Here is a 19,371-nt window from a genome sequence, read left to right as displayed (position 1 = left end):
AATGTTTTTTCGGTGACTAAATGTCGGTTTTGAGGTGGTTTTTCTGGCGCGTAGTATGGGCGTTTTGAATGTATTTGCCTATACAGATTTATAAATAATACTAAGCTATCCCAATTAGTTAGCTATCAAACTCTATAAATATCTTATTCAGGCTATTGTCTTTATCAGGACAACCGCTTATTGATAGCCAGCAATTGTTCGATGTGTATGCGGTCGTTGCTGAGGCGTGGTATTTTGTGCTGTCCGCCTAGTTTACCCTTTTCTTTGAGCCATTCGTAAAAGGCGCCTTCGCGAGCGACTACGATTTCCAGTGGTTGCAAGGATATTTCTTTATAGCGCTTGGCTTCATAATCGGAATTCAGCTCTTGCAGAGTCTTATCCAGCAGGGATGCAAATTCATCCAGCGAAGGCGGCATTGTTTCAAATTCGATAAACCATTGATGACGACCTTTTGCCTTGTCCAGCATAAAGAGAGGGGCGGCTGTATATTCCTTCACTTTGGCCCCGGTTTGGATACTTACGCGGCTGATCGCTTTATCGGCATTGTCTACCATCAATTCTTCGCCAAAAGCATTGATATAGTGTTTAGTTCTTCCCGAGATAATAAACTTATGAGGGAAAAGAGAGGTGAAACGAACCGTATCACCGATCTGATAACGCCACAGGCCGCCGGATGTCGTTATTACCATCGCATAATTCTTTCCTGTCTCTACAGCTTCCAGGGGAAGAACCGTCGGATTGGAAGTTCCTACTTCCGACATGGGAATAAATTCGTAGAAAACTCCATAATCCTGCATCATCAGCAAGCTATGGTCTGCCGGATCATCCTGTATGCCGAAGAAACCTTCCGAGGCGTTGTAAGTCTCCATATAATGCATCTTATCTGAAGGAATCAACGATTTATATTGCTCCCGGTATGGCTCGAAGCTGATACCGCCGTGGAAAAATACTTCCAGATTGGGCCATACGTCACTCAGGTATTCCCGACCAGTCTTTTTCAGGACCGATTTGATCAGGACCAGCATCCAGGAAGGGACGCCCGACAAGCTGTTCACATCTTTATTCCAGGTACAGTCTACGATTGCTTTTATCTTGCTTTCCCATTCGTCCATAAGGATGATCCGTTTGGCCGGAACACGCATGAGGTTGACCAGCGGGTTCAAGTTCTGTAACAGAACAGCCGACAGGTCGCCGCAATGAGAATTTTGATTGAGAGGGGAGGGGCTGTGGCTTCCTCCGAGTATCAGTCCTTTTTTAGAGAAGAAGTGGCTTTCGGGATTATTCCGGAGATAGAGGGAAACGGTGTCGAAACCTCCTTGGTAGTGACAACCGTGAAGCACTTCGCGGGTGACAGGTAGGAATTTACTTTTGTCGTTCGTGGTACCGCTACTTTTAGCGTACCACTTGACGACCGAAGGCCAGAGAATATTCCTTTCTCCATTGATCATCCGTGTCACATAAGGCTTGATATCATCGTAGGTCTGAAGCGGAACACGCTCACAGAAATCGCTGTAATTGCGGATACTTTTGTAATCGTATGTCAGACCCCATTCGGTATTGCGTGCGGTCTTCAAAAGAGAGCGTAATTGTTTACGCTGGAGCAAGTCCGTGTCTTGCCCGTATTTCTCTATTTCTTTCTGCCGGTGCCGGAAGAGTAGTGATATCGTATTTGTTAAAATATCCATGCTCCTTTTATTTGTATAGGTTGCAAATGTAGGCATTCTCTTTTTATTTATATCTTTGTCGTATACATAATTAACAAAACAATGAAAATAGGTATCCTTTCTTCCGGAGGTGATTGTCCCGGTATAAACGCTACGATTCGCGGTGTAGGTAAAACTGCCATCATGCATTACGGCATGGAAGTAATAGGTATACATAGTGGTTTTGTCGGACTACTGAACAAAGATATTCAATTGTTCGACGAACGTAGTCTTTCCGGTATCCTTAATCTGGGAGGGACGATCCTGGGTACTTCGCGCGAAAAGCCATTCCGTAAACTGCTCGCTTCGGGTGAAAGTGAAAAGCCTCAGATCATTATACAGAATTATGAAGAATTAGGATTAGACTGTCTCGTCTGTATCGGTGGCAACGGTACGCAGAAAACAGCAGGAATGTTGTCTGCTTTGGGACTGAATATTATTGGAGTACCTAAAACGATCGACAACGATGTTTGGGGTACGGATATCACATTTGGTTTTAATACAGCTGTCAATATCGCTACGGATGCGATTGATCGCTTGCATTCGACTGCCAGTTCGCACAAGCGCGTAATGGTGGTGGAAGTGATGGGACACCATGCCGGATGGATCGCCCTTTATGCAGGAATGGCCGGAGGTGCGGATGTGATCTTGCTTCCCGAACTCGGATATGATATGGACAAAGTAAATGAGACGATCCTCGATCGTGCCCATCGAGGTAAGCCATATTCTATCGTTGTTGTTGCCGAAGGAGTGGAGACACCCGATAAGAAACGCCCGTCCGATTATATCACCCGTACGATAGAAGCGGCTACCGGTATCGAATGCCGTGATACCGTATTAGGCTATATTCAGCGTGGCGGCAATCCTTCGCCGTTCGACCGTAATCTGGCGACTCGTCTGGGGGGGCATGCTACGGAACTGATTGCCAACCGCCAGTTCGGACGTATGGTATGTATGAATGGTGATAAAGTGGAATCGATTGCCTTGGCGGAAGTGGCCGGCAAACTGAAACTGGTCACGCCGGAGAACGACCTGATCATCCAGGGAGAAAGAATGGGTATTTCGTTCGGCAAGTAATTTGTAAGTCAGATTACAGGCTTAGGATCACATGCGATAGTAAAAGAGAATGTACTACCTTTTCCAGGCTCTGAATCGACCATGATATGACCATTCAGTTTATGTACGATCAGTTGGCAGATAGAAAGCCCTAGCCCTGTTCCCGGAACAAAGCTGTCGAATTTCATGAATCGTTCGAATATTTGTGACAGATTCTCTTTTTCGATCCCTTTTCCTGTGTCGGTTACATAGAAAGACAGACCGCTGTCGATAATCCGGTATCCCATTGTAATAGACCCCTGTTCCGTGAATTTGGCTGCATTGCTCAACAAATTAGATAGTACTTGTATCAGACGGTTCTTTTCTGAATAGATAATGCATTTCGGATAAGGTATATCACAAATAAGTTCCACCCCTTTCTCCATTCTTGAGTTATAAGTCTCCTTCAAATCTGTAAGTATCTCGGATACATCAAAATCGGAATAAACGAATTTCATCTTTCCTGCTTCTATTTTCGACAGGTCGAGAATGTCATTAATGATTTGTAAAAGTTGGTTGTTATTGTTTTCGATAATACGGATAAACTCATTCCGCTCTTCTTTATCTACCGTTTCGGCCAGCAGCTGTGAAAAACCGATAATTGAATTGAGTGGTGTACGTATTTCATGACTCATGTTGGCCAGGAAGGCACTCTTCATTCGATTGGATTCTTCTGCTTTCTCGATGGAAGTGACGTCCATCTGAAGACCTGTCAGTGTAGTTGGTATTCCGTTTTCGTCATATTCCAATGGGACGGTGTAAGAAGTTATCCATCTGTATTCGGCATCCCCTTCCATCATAACCCGTAGATGCAGGTTATCGGCACCTTCTTTCCCTTCTGCCCGCAATTCTTCCTGCTCCAGTAGAAGCCTCCTGTCTTCGGGGTGCACAAAGAATGTAAATGGTGTACGAACAAATAAATCCGGTTGGGAAGGATCGATATTCAGACGTGTGAATTCGCGTGTTTTTACATTGTAATCCCATTGGATAATATTGGCAGAGCGAATAGCAAGTTCTGAGCGTTGAATGTACTTACGGAGTGCCTGATCACGTTCGGCTTTGGCGGTAATATCTTTTTGGGTTCCGATAAAGCGACATACTTTTCCATCTTTCCCTTTTATTCCCATCACAAAAACCTCATACCAGGTAATTTCACCCTCCGAAGATACGACGCGATAGATTCCGGATGTTTTTTCTTTTGTGGCGTTGAGGATATCTGTTTCCAGTTGCCTGTGTTTTTCCTGATCTTCGGGTATCAATTGATCTCTCAGGTCTTGCAGGGTTTTTATGGGTTTCGAAAATAGATTCGTGTTGAGAAGATCGAATCTATCCTCTTGCGGAAGGTAAGACCAAACCGTCATATCACCAGCCTGGAGGGCTAGCATTAATTTGTTTTTCAAGTCGATTGCTTCTTGCTGAAACAACTCTTGCTTTTGTCCGTTTCGGGACATTCCAGCCAGCCGTTTCCGCAATATAAAGATATATGTGGATAAAGCGATAATTACGATTACAGACGTAATTGGTAAGATGATTTGTAAAAATGTACCCTCCATAAACTTAGCTTGATAATCAAAGGAATTCTTTTTTTACAAATGTAGTAAATTATAGGAATTCTTGTTTGTTTCGACCTAAATATTATAATATAATTATTTTCCGAAACTGACGGGTACAATACTTACCGAACTCCTTCATTGATAGTTGCATCGACGCACTGTGGTTTGTTACCTGATGTTTGTCCGGCAGAAACCTGTTCCATGGTTTCTGTCTCTTCTTCCGGAAGATCTTCAAACTCTTGTTCTGCTGTCGATTCACCGGTCTGCTTCTTTTTCAGTTCGGAGATAAATTGCTGGAATACTTTGTCGGTACGTAGTTTCTTAATAGCCATTTTGGCTGCATTCTGCTGTGATTCTTTTTTGGAATAGCCGATCCCGACCCCGATTTGCGTGTCGGATAAAGTTACGCCTGTCTGGAATACAGGGTTGCCGTCATTGTCGGAAAACGATTCTATCAGGTCGAATGTTACTTCCAGCTTATTCTTTTGGCTCCATTCTATCAGGCTTGATTTGAAGTTCACCTCTTTACGGGCTATATTATCCAGATCGATATATCGTTTGATGATCACATGGTCGATAAACCGATAGCAGGCACGGTATCCCTGATCCAGATAGATAGCTCCGATCAGTGCTTCCAGAGCATTGCCATACATGTGATTGTTGTGTGAACTTAATTTTGCCGAGTAAACGACCATCTTGTCGAGGCCCAGCTCGACGGCTACGCGATTGAGTGTCTCGCGTTGTACAATCTTAGAACGGGTATTGGTCAGGAATCCTTCCCGCTTATTTTGAAAATGTTTATATACAATGTCTGCTACGATGGCATCCAATATGGCATCACCCAAAAACTCCAGACGTTCGTTATTCAGCCATTTGCCGTCACTGTCTTCGATAGAGGAAGATTTATGCAGGAAGGCTTGCTCATAAACGTGGATGTTATCGGGGTAAAATCCCAGTATCTTATATAAAGAAGAATAAGGCTCCTTATTCTTATGTTTTAGGAGCCTTATCTTTTTGTATAATTGTGTAAACACGTTACTTCACAAATTTTTTAACAATAGCACAAGCATTGTGGCCACCGAATCCGAATGTATTGGATAATGCAGCCCGTATTTCTCTTTTTTGAGCTTTATTGAATGTGAAATTCAGTTTATAATCTATTTCAGGATCATCGTCGCCATCAGCATGGTTGATCGTCGGAGGAATGATACCGTCTTTTATTGCCATGATGCATAACATTGCTTCGATAGCTCCTGCAGCACCTAATAAATGACCGGTCATTGACTTCGTTGAACTGATGTTCAGATTGTAAGCATGATCTCCGAATACATCTTTGATCGCTTTAACTTCTGATATATCTCCTACCGGAGTAGATGTTCCGTGAACATTGATATAATCGATATCTTCCGGAGTCATTTCTGCATCTTCCAGCGCATTACGCATCACTAACTTTGCTCCTAATCCATCAGGATGAGAGGCTGTCAGATGGTATGCATCGGCTGACATTCCTGTTCCGGCGATTTCAGCATATATTTTAGCTCCACGTGCCAAAGCGTGTTCCATCTCTTCCAAGATCAAACATGCTCCACCTTCTCCCATGACGAAACCGTCGCGACTTGCGCTGAATGGACGAGAAGCTGTTTCGGGTGAATCGTTACGGGTTGACAGCGCATTCATCGAGTTGAACCCACCGACACCAGAATCTGCAATAGCTGCTTCCGCACCACCTGTCACGATCACATTTGCTTTACCCAAACGGATATAGTTGTATGCGTCGCTGATTGCATTGGTAGAAGAGGCACAAGCCGACACTGTTGCAAAGTTAGGACCACGGAATCCATAAAGCATGGAGATATGTCCGGCTGCGATATCCGAGATCATCTTAGGGATGAAGAACGGGTTGAATTTCGGCCCGATCGTATCTTTTGTCTTCGCATATCCTAATACTTCTTCGTCAAATGTCTTGATACCGCCGATACCTGAAGCAAAAATAACGCCGATACGGTCCTTGTCCTCTTTGTCCAGGTCCATAGCAGCATCTTCGATTGCTTGTTTTGCGGCACTTATTGCAAATAAACTATAACGGTCACATTTACGGGCTTCCTTACGATCCATTACTGATAACGGATCGAAGCCTTTAACTTCGCATGCAAATTGTGTCTTGAATTTGGATGCATCAAACTGCGTAATAGGACCGGCTCCACTCTTCCCATTGATAATACCCTCCCATGTTTCTGTGAGGGTATTACCAAGAGGAGTAATGGCACCAAGACCTGTTACTACAACTCTTTTTAATTCCATACCTTTAATTAAAAGGATTGATTACTTCGCGTTAGCTTCGATATAAGCAACTGCGTCGCCTACTGTTGTAATCTTTTCTGCCTGATCATCAGGAATTGAAATACCGAATTCCTTTTCGAATTCCATAATCAACTCTACAGTGTCAAGAGAGTCTGCTCCTAAATCATTAGTAAAGCTTGCTTCGTTTGTAACTTCTGTTTCTTCAACACTTAATTTATCAACGATGATAGCCTTTACTCTAGATGCAACTTCAGACATAACTTTTTCAATTTAGATTAATAAATACGAATATACTTTTTAAATTTGCAGTGCAAAGAAAAGAATTTTTTATGTTACAAAACAAATTTAATGCACTAAAAATGCGGAAAACTGCACATTTTTTCTTTTCGTGTGCACTAAAACATAGGAAAATATGAAAAACGTAGCAATTTTTGCCTCCGGCTCGGGTACAAATGCCGAGAATATCGCCCGATATTTCTCTAAAAGTGAAACCGTTAAAGTGGCGGTTGTTTTGTCGAATAACAAAAAAGTGGGCGTGCATGCCCGTGTCAATAATCTCGGAATTCCTTCTTTCGTATTCTCCCGTGAGGAGTTTGTGGAAGGCTCTCCGATTCTGACGAAATTGGCGGAATATCAGGTAGATCTGATCGTTTTAGCCGGTTTTATGAACAAGATATCGGATGCCTTATTAAAAGCCTATCCGGGAAAGATCATCAATATACATCCTGCCTTGTTGCCGAAACATGGTGGAAAAGGTATGTATGGTATGCATGTACATGAAGCTGTAGTGGCGGAAGGTGATAAAGAATCGGGCATCACCATACATTATATTAATGAAAATTACGATGAAGGGGATATTATTTTCCAGGCTAAATGTGAAGTGTTGCCTACCGACACTCCCGAAGAAGTGGCTACAAAAGTGCATGCGTTGGAATATGCACATTATCCGCATGTGATAGAGGATATATTAAAATGACAGGAAAAGAATTTAAAAAATTAAGCCCTACTGACATGGCGTTCAGTAGGGCTTTTCGATTCATCGTGGTTTGGTCAAAAATTCATATTTAGTTGCATTACATACGTACGAGGTGCGGATACCAGCATGGGACGTGTGCAGTATTCTTTGTTGAACAGGTTGTTGATCATGAACTGAAAAGAAACATCTTTCGTGATCTTCACACCGGCACGCAGGTCGACTACGCAATAGTCTGTATTCTTTTCTTTCCAGTAGGAATTAAGTGTCTGGCCATCTACGTTACCGTAAAGAAGCTGGCGGATATATTCCATTACATCCGGTTGATCTTTTTCGCGTTCGTCTACCATCAGATAATCTACGGCCAGCATTTTACTCTTCCAGGTTACGTTCATTCCGAGGTTCAAACGTTTCCATTGGAAGTCGAGCACACCTTTAACGGTATGTTTCTGGCGGTATTTCAGATATTTGGAATCGTTAGACTTTTCCTTTGCCCGGAGCGGATCGTTGTATTGTGCTTCGAGTTCATTCTTCTCTTTATAGTCTGCATCTTCCGGTTCGATGTATACGTAACCGAGATTATAAGACAGACGGGTATCCGGGTTGAAGTCATAGAAACCGTTGGTACTGATCTCGGCTCCGTAGATACGGGCTTTCGATACATTATAGAACTGTGCTCCGATACCCGGTATCTGTCCCTGTGCGAGGATTCCGAGTATATCTTTTGTACTATTGGCGTATGCAAATGAATTAGGATCAAAGAAACCGAAACGGAATTCGATCATATCTGTATACTGTGTATAGAAACCGGCTACGTCGAAGAATCCCATCAGATTCCCGAATTTGTATCCTTGTTTGATACCCAGTTCGGCGTTCACTCCCTTTTCCGCTTTTACTTCATTGTTCGGGAATACGCCGACACCACCGATGTCTTTACGGGCATATTTCTCTGTCAGGGACGGATAACGGTAGCCTTGTCCGAAGCTGGCGCGGATGAAGCTGTAGTCTGCCAGTTGATAATTCAGTCCGGCACGGAAGATCGGTTTTACAGGTACTTTGGCTCCGAATATCTTTGTGTCGGCTTCACGCAGGAAATCATCGACGCGATAGTATTCCGCACGCATGCCGGCCGATACGCTCAGACGATCGAAAAAACGTTGATCGTACTGGAAGAAAAGGGCAGCGTTGTCGCTATCATGGTTGCCCGTAGTCACTGACGTACTGCGCATATGTTCGTAAGTAGCGCCGGCCGTGATCTGCGTACCGTTATCCCATTTCTTATTGAATTGGTAATCCAGATAATAAGTATAGTTTTTGTCAATGCTGACCGGGTCTGACTTCGGATCGATTGCGTTCGATAACCAGGGCACCAGGTCGGATGTGCTGCTGGGAATACCGCGTTTCATCACCCATGAAAGCAGGTCGCAGTAATCGGCGGTGGTTGCTGTGGGGAAGATTCCGTTCAATAGATTGGTCGTACCGTTTACCAGCCCGTTGATATCACCTTGAAGAGCCGGCTGTATCAAAGGGTAGAACATGCTATAATCGCCGTTCTGTACATTCTGAACGATCCCGGCGATCGCATTTGCATCTGTTCCCATATTACCCAGGATATCGGTGATCGACTTACCGTTGTTCGAACCGTCTGCAATATTATCTCCGCGATAGTAGAAACGTCCTTTTATCTTATGCGATGTGTTGTTGGACGGGTTTGTGAAGTTAAAGAATGGGTCGATATAGAATGTATTAGCTTCGCGTCCCATGTTCGCGATAGGAGAGGGCTGGTAAGCCTCCTTCGGAGAGCGCCACAGGAAGAAGTCGGCGTATTTGTCGCTCATATAGTTTACGTTGAAACCGTAGTTTACCAGATTGCCGTCTGTCATCGGCTGATGGTAAGTCAGATTACCTCCGGCCCGGAACCGTTTGTTGTAACCTTGTTCTTTATAGCCTTCATCGGTGAACATATTTAATCCGGCCGACACATCGAAGTTGCCGATACGACGGGCATGTGAAAAGTCTATCCCTTCATACATCGGGTTTCTGATCCCTGAAAATACATTTTTACGAAGGAAAGGCTCTACTTCATATTTACCTTCTTTCCAGAATGATTTGTCACTCCATTGATAGTCTTCATTGGCCGGATCGCCATAAATACCTATATATGTACGCAAGGTACTTACCGGAGTGAGGCTAGGACGTTTGGTGCGGATATTGATTACCCCGTTTAAAGCCGACGAACCGTAAAGTACCGACGAAGCACCTTTCATCACTTCCACCTGTTCGATGTTTTCAAGAGGAACAATGTTCCAGTTGATAATACCTGTCCCGGAAGTCAGGGCACTCATTCCGTCTATCAATACGAGGCTTCGCGAACCTACACCATAGGTCCAGCCGTTACCTCCACGAATGGAAGGCTGTTTGTCGTTGATATCGACCCCAGGCATTGTGTTCAGCGTAGAACTCAGGTCGGTAGGAGCCTGTTTGGCTATATCGTCTGCTTTCAGCAGGTCCATCGAGACTGTTACGTTACTCAGTTTCTGTTCGAAACGTCCGGCACTGACTACTACGTCACCCAGCAGGTTTGCTTTGATACGCATCCGTACGTCGCGGGTTTTTGTCTCATTCCGGTTGATTACTACCGGGACCATTTCGTTTTCGTATCCTATATAGCTGAACAGCAAGTCTACACCACCTTCCGGCAGGTTTATCTGATAAAAACCGTCGGCATTTGAGACTGTTCCGTCTGTTTCTCCGCTCAGTCTTTTATAAGTAATATTGACACCGGCCAGCGGTTCGTTCGTTTCCTGATCGTAAATGTGCCCTTTCATTATTTGCCCGAATGCAGGCCCCGTCAAAAAGGTCAGTAGGAATGCTATTACATATAATTTTTTCATTTCTGTCGTTTTTATTTGTTATAGTGTCTGTTTTTCTTTGGTCAGCATCATGCCCAGCTCGAGTGTTTGTGCTTGTTGCAGGCTTCCGCTCAACATGTCGAGTATGGTTCCGATCATCGGGCCCATCGGTCCGTTCAGGATATCTTCGGGAAGAAGTCCTTTTACTAAAGAAAGGAGAGGAATGAATGCCGCTATTTCTTCCTTGTCGAGGAACATAAAAATATCACCTTTGTAAGCGATCAGGTTGCCCATGCTGTTGTAAGGAACTTCAGAGTTTTTACGGATAGTCATTTTAATACCTGTGGTGCTCCATTTATTGAGCTGCTGATAAACGGCTGCAAGAACTGCCGGGTCCAGACTGCTGTCCGCTTTGGTTTTGTTTTGCTGAATCTGATAAAGGATCATGTCTACGTTAGGCACGATGTAAAGTTCGGAATCGTCTTTTACATAATAAGAAGCCAGATTGATGGGGGAAGAGATCCAATCGCTTTCTTTTCTGTCGGGAACAGCATTCAGCAGATCGGCAAGTGCTTTGCCTTCAGGCATGGTTCCGTAGCTGGCCGTAATATTGCCGTCCGGATTGAATGTTACATTGTTTATGAACCAGGTGATCAGATTTCCAACCATGCCTTCGAGCATGGGGGCTGCCTGTCCCAGTATCAGGTTGTCTGTTACCAGGTGGAAGGCATAATGCCGGCATGTATAGTTACCCTGAACCGGGTCTGTCTCTTCGGTAACTCCGGTTTGTACCGGATACCATGTTTTATTTGATGTCAGTTGGTTCGATGCGATCTTCACATCGGTCAGGGCCAGGGTCATTTTCCCTTTTTCTACTTTTCCGGTATAGGCGAAAGAGGTTCCGTTGGCCCCAGTTCCGTTTCCGGCAAAAGAATAACCATTGGTTTCGGCGGTCAGCGCCACATTTTCCAGTGGAGTGGCGGTTTCTCCGGGAAGAACGCCGTGTAGGGTAATGTTTGCTGTGTTGTCGTTAATCATTTTAAAAGCGACATCCTTACCGATAAACTCTCGTCCGCTGTAAGTCAGGATCAATGCGTCGCCACCCTCGGGTGCGCTCAACTTGTTAGAATAGGTTCCGTTCATTTCGGGTCCATCATAATCATCATTGTCATCGCAGGCTGTCAGTAGAGCGACCATGCAGATGGCATAAAGAAAGTTGTGCAATAAATACTTGTTCATTTACTTTTCTTTTTATTGTTTTGTATGATGATACAAAGTACCGATATAACTTTATACCAAACAATAGCTATATTTCAGAATCAATATTCTATTCTTAAGATTTGATTTTTTTGAAATACATAACTGTCTGTGAATTAATATACGACAATGTGATATTATTAATAATGGAATATCGAATGTGAAAAATAGACATTGACGGATGTGTTTATATATACGTTCTTTGTTCTCATTATGTTAATGAGTCTATTATTAGGTTTTTTAGCCTTTTTGGTGCGGATGCTTTTTAAACGGAAAGCAGAAAGTAAAAAGGCGGAAGAGGGATATAAGGTCGAAGAACAGTGTGTCCTGAATGATAACGAAGACAGAGAGATCTGAACTGTCGTGGAAAAACTACATGATAAAATATTGAATCGATGAAAATACTGCTTGTAACAAGAGGATCACAGGGCGATGTATTGCCTTACCTGGCTATTGCCCGCGAACTGGTTGAACGGGGACATGAAGTGACAATGAATTTGCCCCATGTTTTTGAGGAGATGGCTAAAAAATATCCTGTAAAAGTCGTTTTGCAGGACTTCGATAATATCGGAGGGATGATGGCTGATGCAGCCGAGAATAAACAAAGTTTCAAAAGGATCGTGGAATGGACACGCGATGCGATCGACAAACAGTTTGTACAGGTGATACCGCTGTTGGAGCAGAATGATGTCCTTGTCGCTGCCAATACCGAATTTGCCGCAACAGGAATAGCTGAATATTGTAAGAAACCGTTTGTCCGGACTGCTTTCGCACCTTTCCTCCCCGGTGAAAAAATGCCGCCTCCAGCTTTCCCGTATCCGAAGCCTAATCCGATATTTACCCCGAAACTGCTTTGGTTGATGATGAACCGTGTCTCTAACTATATGGTGAAGGATACGATCAATAAAAATCGCGTAAAATACGGTCTGGCTCCGATCCGGAATTTCGGGCAGGATGCCGGAAAGAACAGTGATAATTTTCTGTTGTACAGTCAGTATCTGGGACATACCGATCCGGTTTGGGATGAACGTTTTCGTTGGAATATCGGTGGATATTGTTTTAATGATACTTTCGAATATGACGAAGAAGCCTATCGTGAACTGATGGCATTTATCAATAAAGACCGGACCCCGGTTCTCTTTTTCACCCTGGGAAGTTGTACGACAAAAGATCGCGAACGGTTTTGCGGAATGTTGGCCCGGATCTGCGAACGAAAACAATACCGGCTGGTTGTCGGTTCCGGCTGGGCTAAGACCGGCGCTTCGTTGCAGGGAAACGAGCAGTTGTTCCTGATGCATAAACCGATCCCTCATCATCTGATCTTCCCGCATTGCGATGCTGTTATCCATCATGGGGGAAGCGGAACGACGCATAGCGTAGCGCGTGCGGGAGTTCCTCAACTGATCACTCCTTTGCTTCTCGACCAGCCTTATTGGGCCTATCGAGTACAAGTCCTGGGATTGGGCCCGGAAAGAGTAAAGATCGCAAAAGTTTCGGAAGAGGAGTTGGAAGAAAAGATGAGCGACCTTGTCAATAATTCTGCCTATAAAAAGAATGCGTCAGCTATCGCTGAAAAGATAAAAAGCGAGAAGGGGATAGAGAAGTTGTGCGACTATATAGAGTCGCTGAGGTGATACATCAGCTTTCTTACCGCAGTTTGTTCCTGTTGAAATACGGTCCTCCTTTTACCATAAAGAAGATCGTAGACAACACCGTGAGGCAAGCCCCGAAAAGATAAGCGTGATTGAATCCGCCGAAGGTCTGCGCTATACTTCCTCCTATCATTAATCCGATGCCGATCCCGACATCCCAGCTGGTCAGGTAAGTGGAAGTAGCCGTTCCGCGCTGGCTGTTGGGTGCGAGATTGACGAACAGTGTGTTGAAGGCCGGAAACATTGTGCCGAAAGCCACTCCCTGCGACAAGGCGATCCCGATAAACAAATAGGAAGTGAATACCGGATTCCATTTCATCAGAGTTTCGAGTGATGCGAGGGCGAAGAAGCTGGCACATGCCAGGAACATTCCCAGTATGATAACCAGCGTGATGCGCCCTTTATCTACCTGTCGGCCGGAGAACAGGCGCGATACGGCCAGGCCGACGGCCATAAAGGTAAAGTAAAGCCCGGAGTGTACCGAAATACCGATTTCGTCGGCATACATGGCAACATAGGTTGTCGTCATTCCATAAGGAATAGAAAGAAGCAATAAGGAAATTCCGGCCCAAAGCCCTTTCACCAGAAAAAAGCGGTCGAGAGAAATCGGCTCCTTCTTAACCGGTTGCTTATAAGGTGTCTTAACCAGGTAGGCCATTATAAATCCGAGGAAACAAGAGATCAGCGAACACGAAAATATAACCTCGTAACTAAAGCTCTCATGCATAAACAATCCGATCATCGGGCCGAAGCTCATCGCCAGATTGTTCGCCATCCCGTAATATCCAAGCCCTTCGCCACGCCGGGAAGAAGGAAGGATGTCGATCACGATCGTATTACCGGAAACAGTGACCATGCCGAAAGCAAACCCGTGCAAAATACGCAATACAATAAATATACTCAACAGGCTGGCAACCATATATCCCGCAAATATAACCATGAATATGGCGTATGCCAGCAGATACAAAGGGCGACGTGCAAAAGTATCCAACAGATATCCTGAGAACGGTCGAATGCATAGACAAGCGATCGTATAGCAGGACAGGATAAATCCGATCATCGATTTATCCGTCATAAACCGTTCCTGCAAGTAGAAAGGCAGGATGGGTAATATCAGGTAAAATGCAAAAAACAGCAAAAAGTTTGCTGTTAATATGTAGCAGAAACCGGGAGATAATAACTTGTCTTTTGCCATTATTTTTCAGTGCTTGATTTTTTTATTTTCTACGGCATATTACCGGAAACCCAGCTGATCGAAGAGTTTCCGTTCTTCTGCTGTCGCATTTTCTATTGTATAAGCAGCAAACTCCCGCGGATGATGATAATTTGTCCGGAACCATTCAAACCTCTCCGGCGTTTCCCGTAGCATTTTATCTACGGCAAGCGGGTTAAAGCTCTTGAGGATTGCATACTCGATACGCTGAGCTGTTACTCCGTCCAGGTCGATAACCGGATCGGCGGGAGCGGGTGGCACAACCTTTCTCAGCTTCTCTATTTTTACATTGAAAAATCGTTCGATATTTTCCAGGCAGGTACGGGTACCGTTGGCTTTCCCATCGGCGGAGAAGCCTGCAATATGCGGAGTAGCAATGGCTACCCGGTCGAGCAGTTCACGGTCGATGGTCGGTTCGTTTTCCCAGCAATCTATGATGGCTTCGCTGATTATTCCGGATTTTAAAGCGTCGAGAAGTGCTTTCGTATCGTGCACAGCCCCTCTAGAAGCATTAACGAACCAGGGCTTTTTACGGGTTTTATTAAAGAAATCCTCATTGGCCAGGTGGCGTGTCATGAAACGTCCTTCTTTTGTTAGAGGAGTGTGAAAGGTTATGATGTCCGACTCTTCTGCGATCGTATCTAAAGAGACGAATCCTTCGCTGCCTTCTGTCTCTGCACGGGGAGGGTCGTTACGTAAAACATGCAAGCCATAAGCCATACAAAGTTTCTCTAATTCTTTTCCGACATGGCCTACGCCGACAATTCCGATCGTTTTGTCCTGCAGCGTCTCTTTTCTGCGGAGTGCAACGGTAATCAGTGAGGCCAGCACATATTGGGCGACTGAGATTGCATTACAGCCCGGAGCATTTTTCCAGGTAATACCGGCTTCATTACAATATTTTGTATCGATATGGTCGAAACCTATGGTTGCGGTGGTGATAAGCCGGACACGGCTACCTTCCAATAGTTCACGTGTACATTTATCTATACTGCGAACGATCAGAGCATCTGCATCTTGAATGGCTGTAGGAGTGAATTCTTTTGAGTCGAGGTATTTCACCTCTGCGATCGGTTCCGCTATTCCCTTCAGATAGGGGACGGTATTGTCTATTACAATTTTCATTTTGCCTTTCAATTTAAGTCGAAAGAGGGTATTCCCTCCTGTATTCTACGTGTTTGCAAAGGTAGTGCTTTCCGTTTCATTATTGATGTTTTCGTACTGTTTTGTCGATTTTGTAAATAAATGTTCTTATTTGCTGGGATATTGTATTAAATTAATGAAATACGAATAAGGTGAGAGTTCTGGTAGGACTCTTTCATATATTATGAAATATAATTAGTGTCAGTCTTTTCGGTCTTTTCGTTTTCCTTATTGTAGAATTACGGTAGCTTTCGATTGATTAATTTGCAGGCCTCATAAATTATGGTTTCAAATAAAATTGTATGCAGATGTGATTTTTTGATATAAATTATAGTGTATAAATATAAAATTAATATATTTGCCGTTAAAGAATGTATGATGACATAGTCCTACCAGAACTAATGCTATTTATATCGATTGTTTTTTGACTGTCAGTTGCGGATTGATTTGAAATTATGCACTGCTATGTGTTTGTGAGAGTAATGAGAAGCGTTGATTTTAATAAATATGGTTATGAAAAAAATTTTTTCAGTTCTTTTTGCCATTTTGTTGTGTACTCAACTGGTGGTAGCGCAGAATAAGCTGGTGACAGGTGTGGTTACATCTGCAGAAGACGGCTTGCCGATGATTGGAGTAGCGATCATGGATAAACAAACCATGAACGGAGTGACAACGAATGAAAACGGAGAGTTTTCTATTGAAGTTACTGCCCGTGCAAAGGTTCTCCATGTCTCTTACCTGGGTTATAAAACGATTGAAGCTCCTATCGTTGGCAATAGTCTGAGTATTAAAATGGAACCAGATGTCGTAGCTATCGATGAGGTAATGGTAGTTGCTTATGGTACCGGAAAAAAATCAACTTTTACGGGATCGGCTACGGTAATCAAAAAAGAATCTTTGGAGAAAATACGAGCATCCAATGTGACGCAAGCTTTGCAAGGACAAAGTGCCGGTGTTCAGGTTATTAATAATAGCGGTGAACCGGGTGAGGATGCCAAAATCATGATACGCGGTATCGGTTCTATGAATGCTTCCAGCGACCCGTTGTATGTCGTAGACGGAACGGCTTATAATGGTTATCTGAATGCCATTAATCCGGCAGATATCGAATCGATGACTGTTCTCAAGGATGCTTCTGCAACCGCATTGTATGGTTCGCGTGCTGCGAATGGCGTTGTGATGATTACGACCCGTAAAGGCTCGTCGGAGAAAGGACAGATCAACTTTCGTTCTACCTGGGGATTTGCCAGTCTGGCTGTCGATCTGCCCCGCGAATTAACAACCGATGAATTATCTGTATTAACCTGGCGTTCTTTATACAATGGATATAAAGATTGGGGATATTCAGAGGATGATTCAAGAAACTGGGCATCTGCATACCTGACAGGCGAGTTTGGTTGTAATCCTTATAATGTAGCTTCTCCGGTAGGAACCGACGGCAAGATGGATCCTGACGCAAAGTTATTGTATTCCGGCAATTGGAGAGATGAATTGTTTCGGTCGGGGTTGCGTCAGGAATATACGATAGACTTTAGCGGTAAGTCGAAGAAAGCCGATTATTATCTGTCTGCCGGTTATCTGAATGATAAAGGTGTTTTTTCGATTCAACGATTCGAACGTTATTCCACACGTGCCAGTTTTAATTATTCTGTAAACAAATGGCTGAAAGTTGGAACTAACATCAGTTTGTCACATAGTGTGCGCGAAGGCTCTGCTGCTGAAAGTATGGTATGGTTCCTTCGTACGATGCCTGCCGTTTATCCTGTTTATGAAACGGACCAGACGACAGGGCAATTAATTCTGGATAAAAATGGAAACCGTATTTACGACTATGGCGACTATCGTAAGTCCTGGCAGGGGTGGAACCCATTGGCTGACGATGCATACAACCATGCTCCTTGGTCTCATGATGATGTTTCCAATAGAAGTTACTTCGAGATTACTTTCATGCCTGGTTTGAAATGGCGTACTAATTTGAGCGTAGATTTCTACCAATATAATTATGATGGATATACAAACAGCGAATACGGTTATGCAGCCGGTTATAAAGGAGAAGTATATAAAGAAAGCGATCGTAATTTCGCTTATACGATCAATAACCTGTTAACTTACGAAAAGACCTTCGGCGACCATTCTCTGTCGGTTTTATTGGGGCAGGAAGCTTATTACAGGCAATTTAAGTTACTGTCTGCTTCCAAACGGGGACTCCCTTTCCCCGGAGTGGAAGAGATCGGTTCGGCATCTGTCATGAATAGTATGAATTCTTATCAGGATAACTACCGTCTGTTGAGTTGGTTGAGTCGTGTAGAATATGATTACAAAGACCGTTATTATATCTCCGGTAGTTTCCGTACGGACGGTTCTTCCCGTTTCCACCCGGATAATCGTTGGGGTAATTTCTGGTCGGTAGGTGCATCCTGGAGATTGTCGAATGAAGAATTTCTTAAACCGTATAGCGACTGGTTGGATAATCTGAAACTGAAAGCTAGCTATGGTGCTGTTGGTAATGATAATCTTGGTACATATTATGCTTATCAGGGTTTGTATCAAACAGGTATGAATAATTATACGGATCCGGGTGTTCTGGTTAGCCGCTTGCCTAATAAAGATTTGAAATGGGAAAGCAACCTGCAGCTGAATTTCGGATTGGAATTTGCAGTGTTTAATAAGTTAAGCGGTAGCGTAGAATGGTTCAATCGCAAGTCTAAAGATTTGTTGTTCTCCTTGCCGATGGCGCCTTCTACCGGTTTTGGAGGTATTGACCGTAATATCGGTGACGTGAAAAACCAGGGAATAGAATTCTCTTTGAACTATGCCGCTATTTCAAATAAAAACTTCAAGTGGACAATTGATTTGAACGGAACATCTTATAAAAACCGTATCACCAAATTACCGCAGAAAGAGATCAACTCGGGTGTATTCAAATGGCGTGAAGGAGAATCCCGTTATAATTTCTGGGGTGTCGAGTATGCCGGTGTAAACAAAGAAACCGGTAACGACCAATATTGGAAGAATATTTATGAGACGAATGAGAAAGGTGAGAAGGTCGTAAAAGAACGGGTTCTTACAGAAGACTATAATGAAGTAACAAGTGATAGCCAGAAGAAATATCTGGGAGATGCTATTCCTGCTTTATTCGGCGGATTTACCAATAATTTCTCTTATAAAGGAATTGACTTATCTTTCATGATCTATTATAGTATCGGAGGTAAATTGTATGACAGCGATTATGCACAAATGATGTCTTATCGTACGGGTTATAGCATGCACCCGGATATGCTCGATGCATGGACTCCTGAAAATACGGATGCCAAGTTCCCGCGTCTGTCTAATGCGTACGCTAATTATTTAGGAACTTATACTTCCAAGTTCATATTTAATAACTCGTTTGCCCGTTTGAGGAATGTTACTTTAGGCTATACTTTACCGAAGTCGTTCACTTCAAAATATGGCATAAATACATTACGCCTTTTTGTGCAGGGTGATAATCTGGTAACGATAGGCAGTGCGGCTCGCCGCGGAACGGATCCGGAACAAAGTGTTTCCGGAACAACCAGTAACCGGTTCCCAACTACTAAATCTTTTTCTTTCGGGTTACAGTTGAATTTGTAAGATTCGTCTAATTATTT

General features: G+C 43.6%; 13 protein-coding genes. 4 read left to right on the top strand and 9 right to left on the bottom strand.

The genetic code is table 11. The annotated features are described in order from the left end of the window. Positions 1-164 precede the first annotated feature (164 nt). Positions 165-1,685: a GH3 auxin-responsive promoter family protein gene (locus QZ076_RS00600; protein WP_293709343.1), complete on the bottom strand. Its 1,521-nt coding sequence runs from the start codon at positions 1,683-1,685 to the stop codon at positions 165-167. 81 nt (positions 1,686-1,766) lie between these two features. Between QZ076_RS00600 and QZ076_RS00595 the strand changes: the two genes are divergently transcribed. Next, a complete protein-coding gene (locus QZ076_RS00595) occupies positions 1,767-2,780 on the top strand; it encodes an ATP-dependent 6-phosphofructokinase (RefSeq protein ID WP_293709341.1) in 1,014 nt (337 codons plus the stop codon). An 8-nt stretch (positions 2,781-2,788) separates the two neighbouring features. Here QZ076_RS00595 and QZ076_RS00590 read toward each other — a convergent pair whose 3' ends face one another. The 4 genes from QZ076_RS00590 to QZ076_RS00575 all read right to left on the bottom strand — a co-directional run bounded on the left by QZ076_RS00590 (position 2,789) and on the right by QZ076_RS00575 (position 6,910). Continuing rightward, positions 2,789-4,351, bottom strand: a complete 1,563-nt coding sequence (locus QZ076_RS00590; protein WP_293709339.1) for a PAS domain-containing hybrid sensor histidine kinase/response regulator — start codon at positions 4,349-4,351, stop codon at positions 2,789-2,791. A 122-nt stretch (positions 4,352-4,473) separates the two neighbouring features. After that, complete coding sequence (gene rnc, locus QZ076_RS00585) at positions 4,474-5,361, bottom strand: ribonuclease III (RefSeq protein ID WP_365324156.1); 888 nt, start codon at positions 5,359-5,361, stop codon at positions 4,474-4,476. A gap of 25 nt (positions 5,362-5,386) precedes the next feature. Continuing rightward, complete coding sequence (gene fabF, locus QZ076_RS00580; RefSeq protein WP_293709335.1) at positions 5,387-6,652, bottom strand: beta-ketoacyl-ACP synthase II; 1,266 nt, start codon at positions 6,650-6,652, stop codon at positions 5,387-5,389. Positions 6,653-6,673: 21 nt separating this feature from the next. Further along, positions 6,674-6,910 (bottom strand): acyl carrier protein, encoded by a 237-nt coding sequence (locus tag QZ076_RS00575; protein WP_009860668.1) that lies wholly within the window; start codon positions 6,908-6,910, stop codon positions 6,674-6,676. Positions 6,911-7,064: 154 nt separating this feature from the next. Here QZ076_RS00575 and purN point away from each other — a divergent pair, with 154 nt between their 5' ends. Next, positions 7,065-7,628: a phosphoribosylglycinamide formyltransferase gene (gene purN, locus QZ076_RS00570; protein WP_293709333.1), complete on the top strand. Its 564-nt coding sequence runs from the start codon at positions 7,065-7,067 to the stop codon at positions 7,626-7,628. Positions 7,629-7,702: 74 nt separating this feature from the next. Here the strand turns inward: purN and QZ076_RS00565 are convergent, their stop codons facing one another. Both QZ076_RS00565 and QZ076_RS00560 read right to left on the bottom strand, forming a co-directional pair. Continuing rightward, positions 7,703-10,519 carry a TonB-dependent receptor gene (locus QZ076_RS00565; protein WP_293709331.1) on the bottom strand — a complete coding sequence of 939 codons (2,817 nt, stop codon included), beginning with the start codon at positions 10,517-10,519 and terminating at the stop codon, positions 7,703-7,705. A gap of 18 nt (positions 10,520-10,537) precedes the next feature. Further along, the gene (locus tag QZ076_RS00560; RefSeq protein WP_293709329.1) at positions 10,538-11,716 is read right to left on the bottom strand and encodes a DUF4925 domain-containing protein; all 1,179 of its coding nucleotides are present in this window, start codon (positions 11,714-11,716) and stop codon (positions 10,538-10,540) included. Between the two features lie 413 nt (positions 11,717-12,129). Between QZ076_RS00560 and QZ076_RS00555 the strand changes: the two genes are divergently transcribed. Further along, positions 12,130-13,368 (top strand): glycosyltransferase, encoded by a 1,239-nt coding sequence (locus QZ076_RS00555; protein ID WP_293709327.1) that lies wholly within the window; start codon positions 12,130-12,132, stop codon positions 13,366-13,368. Between the two features lie 13 nt (positions 13,369-13,381). Here QZ076_RS00555 and QZ076_RS00550 read toward each other — a convergent pair whose 3' ends face one another. Continuing rightward, positions 13,382-14,581: an MFS transporter gene (locus QZ076_RS00550; protein ID WP_293709325.1), complete on the bottom strand. Its 1,200-nt coding sequence runs from the start codon at positions 14,579-14,581 to the stop codon at positions 13,382-13,384. Between the two features lie 39 nt (positions 14,582-14,620). Then, complete coding sequence (gene pdxB, locus QZ076_RS00545; RefSeq protein WP_293709323.1) at positions 14,621-15,724, bottom strand: 4-phosphoerythronate dehydrogenase PdxB; 1,104 nt, start codon at positions 15,722-15,724, stop codon at positions 14,621-14,623. Between the two features lie 531 nt (positions 15,725-16,255). Here pdxB and QZ076_RS00540 point away from each other — a divergent pair. Then, positions 16,256-19,354, top strand: coding sequence for a TonB-dependent receptor (locus QZ076_RS00540; protein ID WP_293709322.1), 3,099 nt, complete (start codon positions 16,256-16,258; stop codon positions 19,352-19,354). Positions 19,355-19,371 lie beyond the last annotated feature (17 nt).

This window comes from uncultured Parabacteroides sp., assembly GCF_905196875.1.
In the GTDB taxonomy this organism is placed as follows: Bacteria; Bacteroidota; Bacteroidia; order Bacteroidales; family Tannerellaceae; genus Parabacteroides.
Note: the sequence above shows the minus strand (reverse complement) of the source record. Positions and strands in the feature narration are given on the sequence as shown.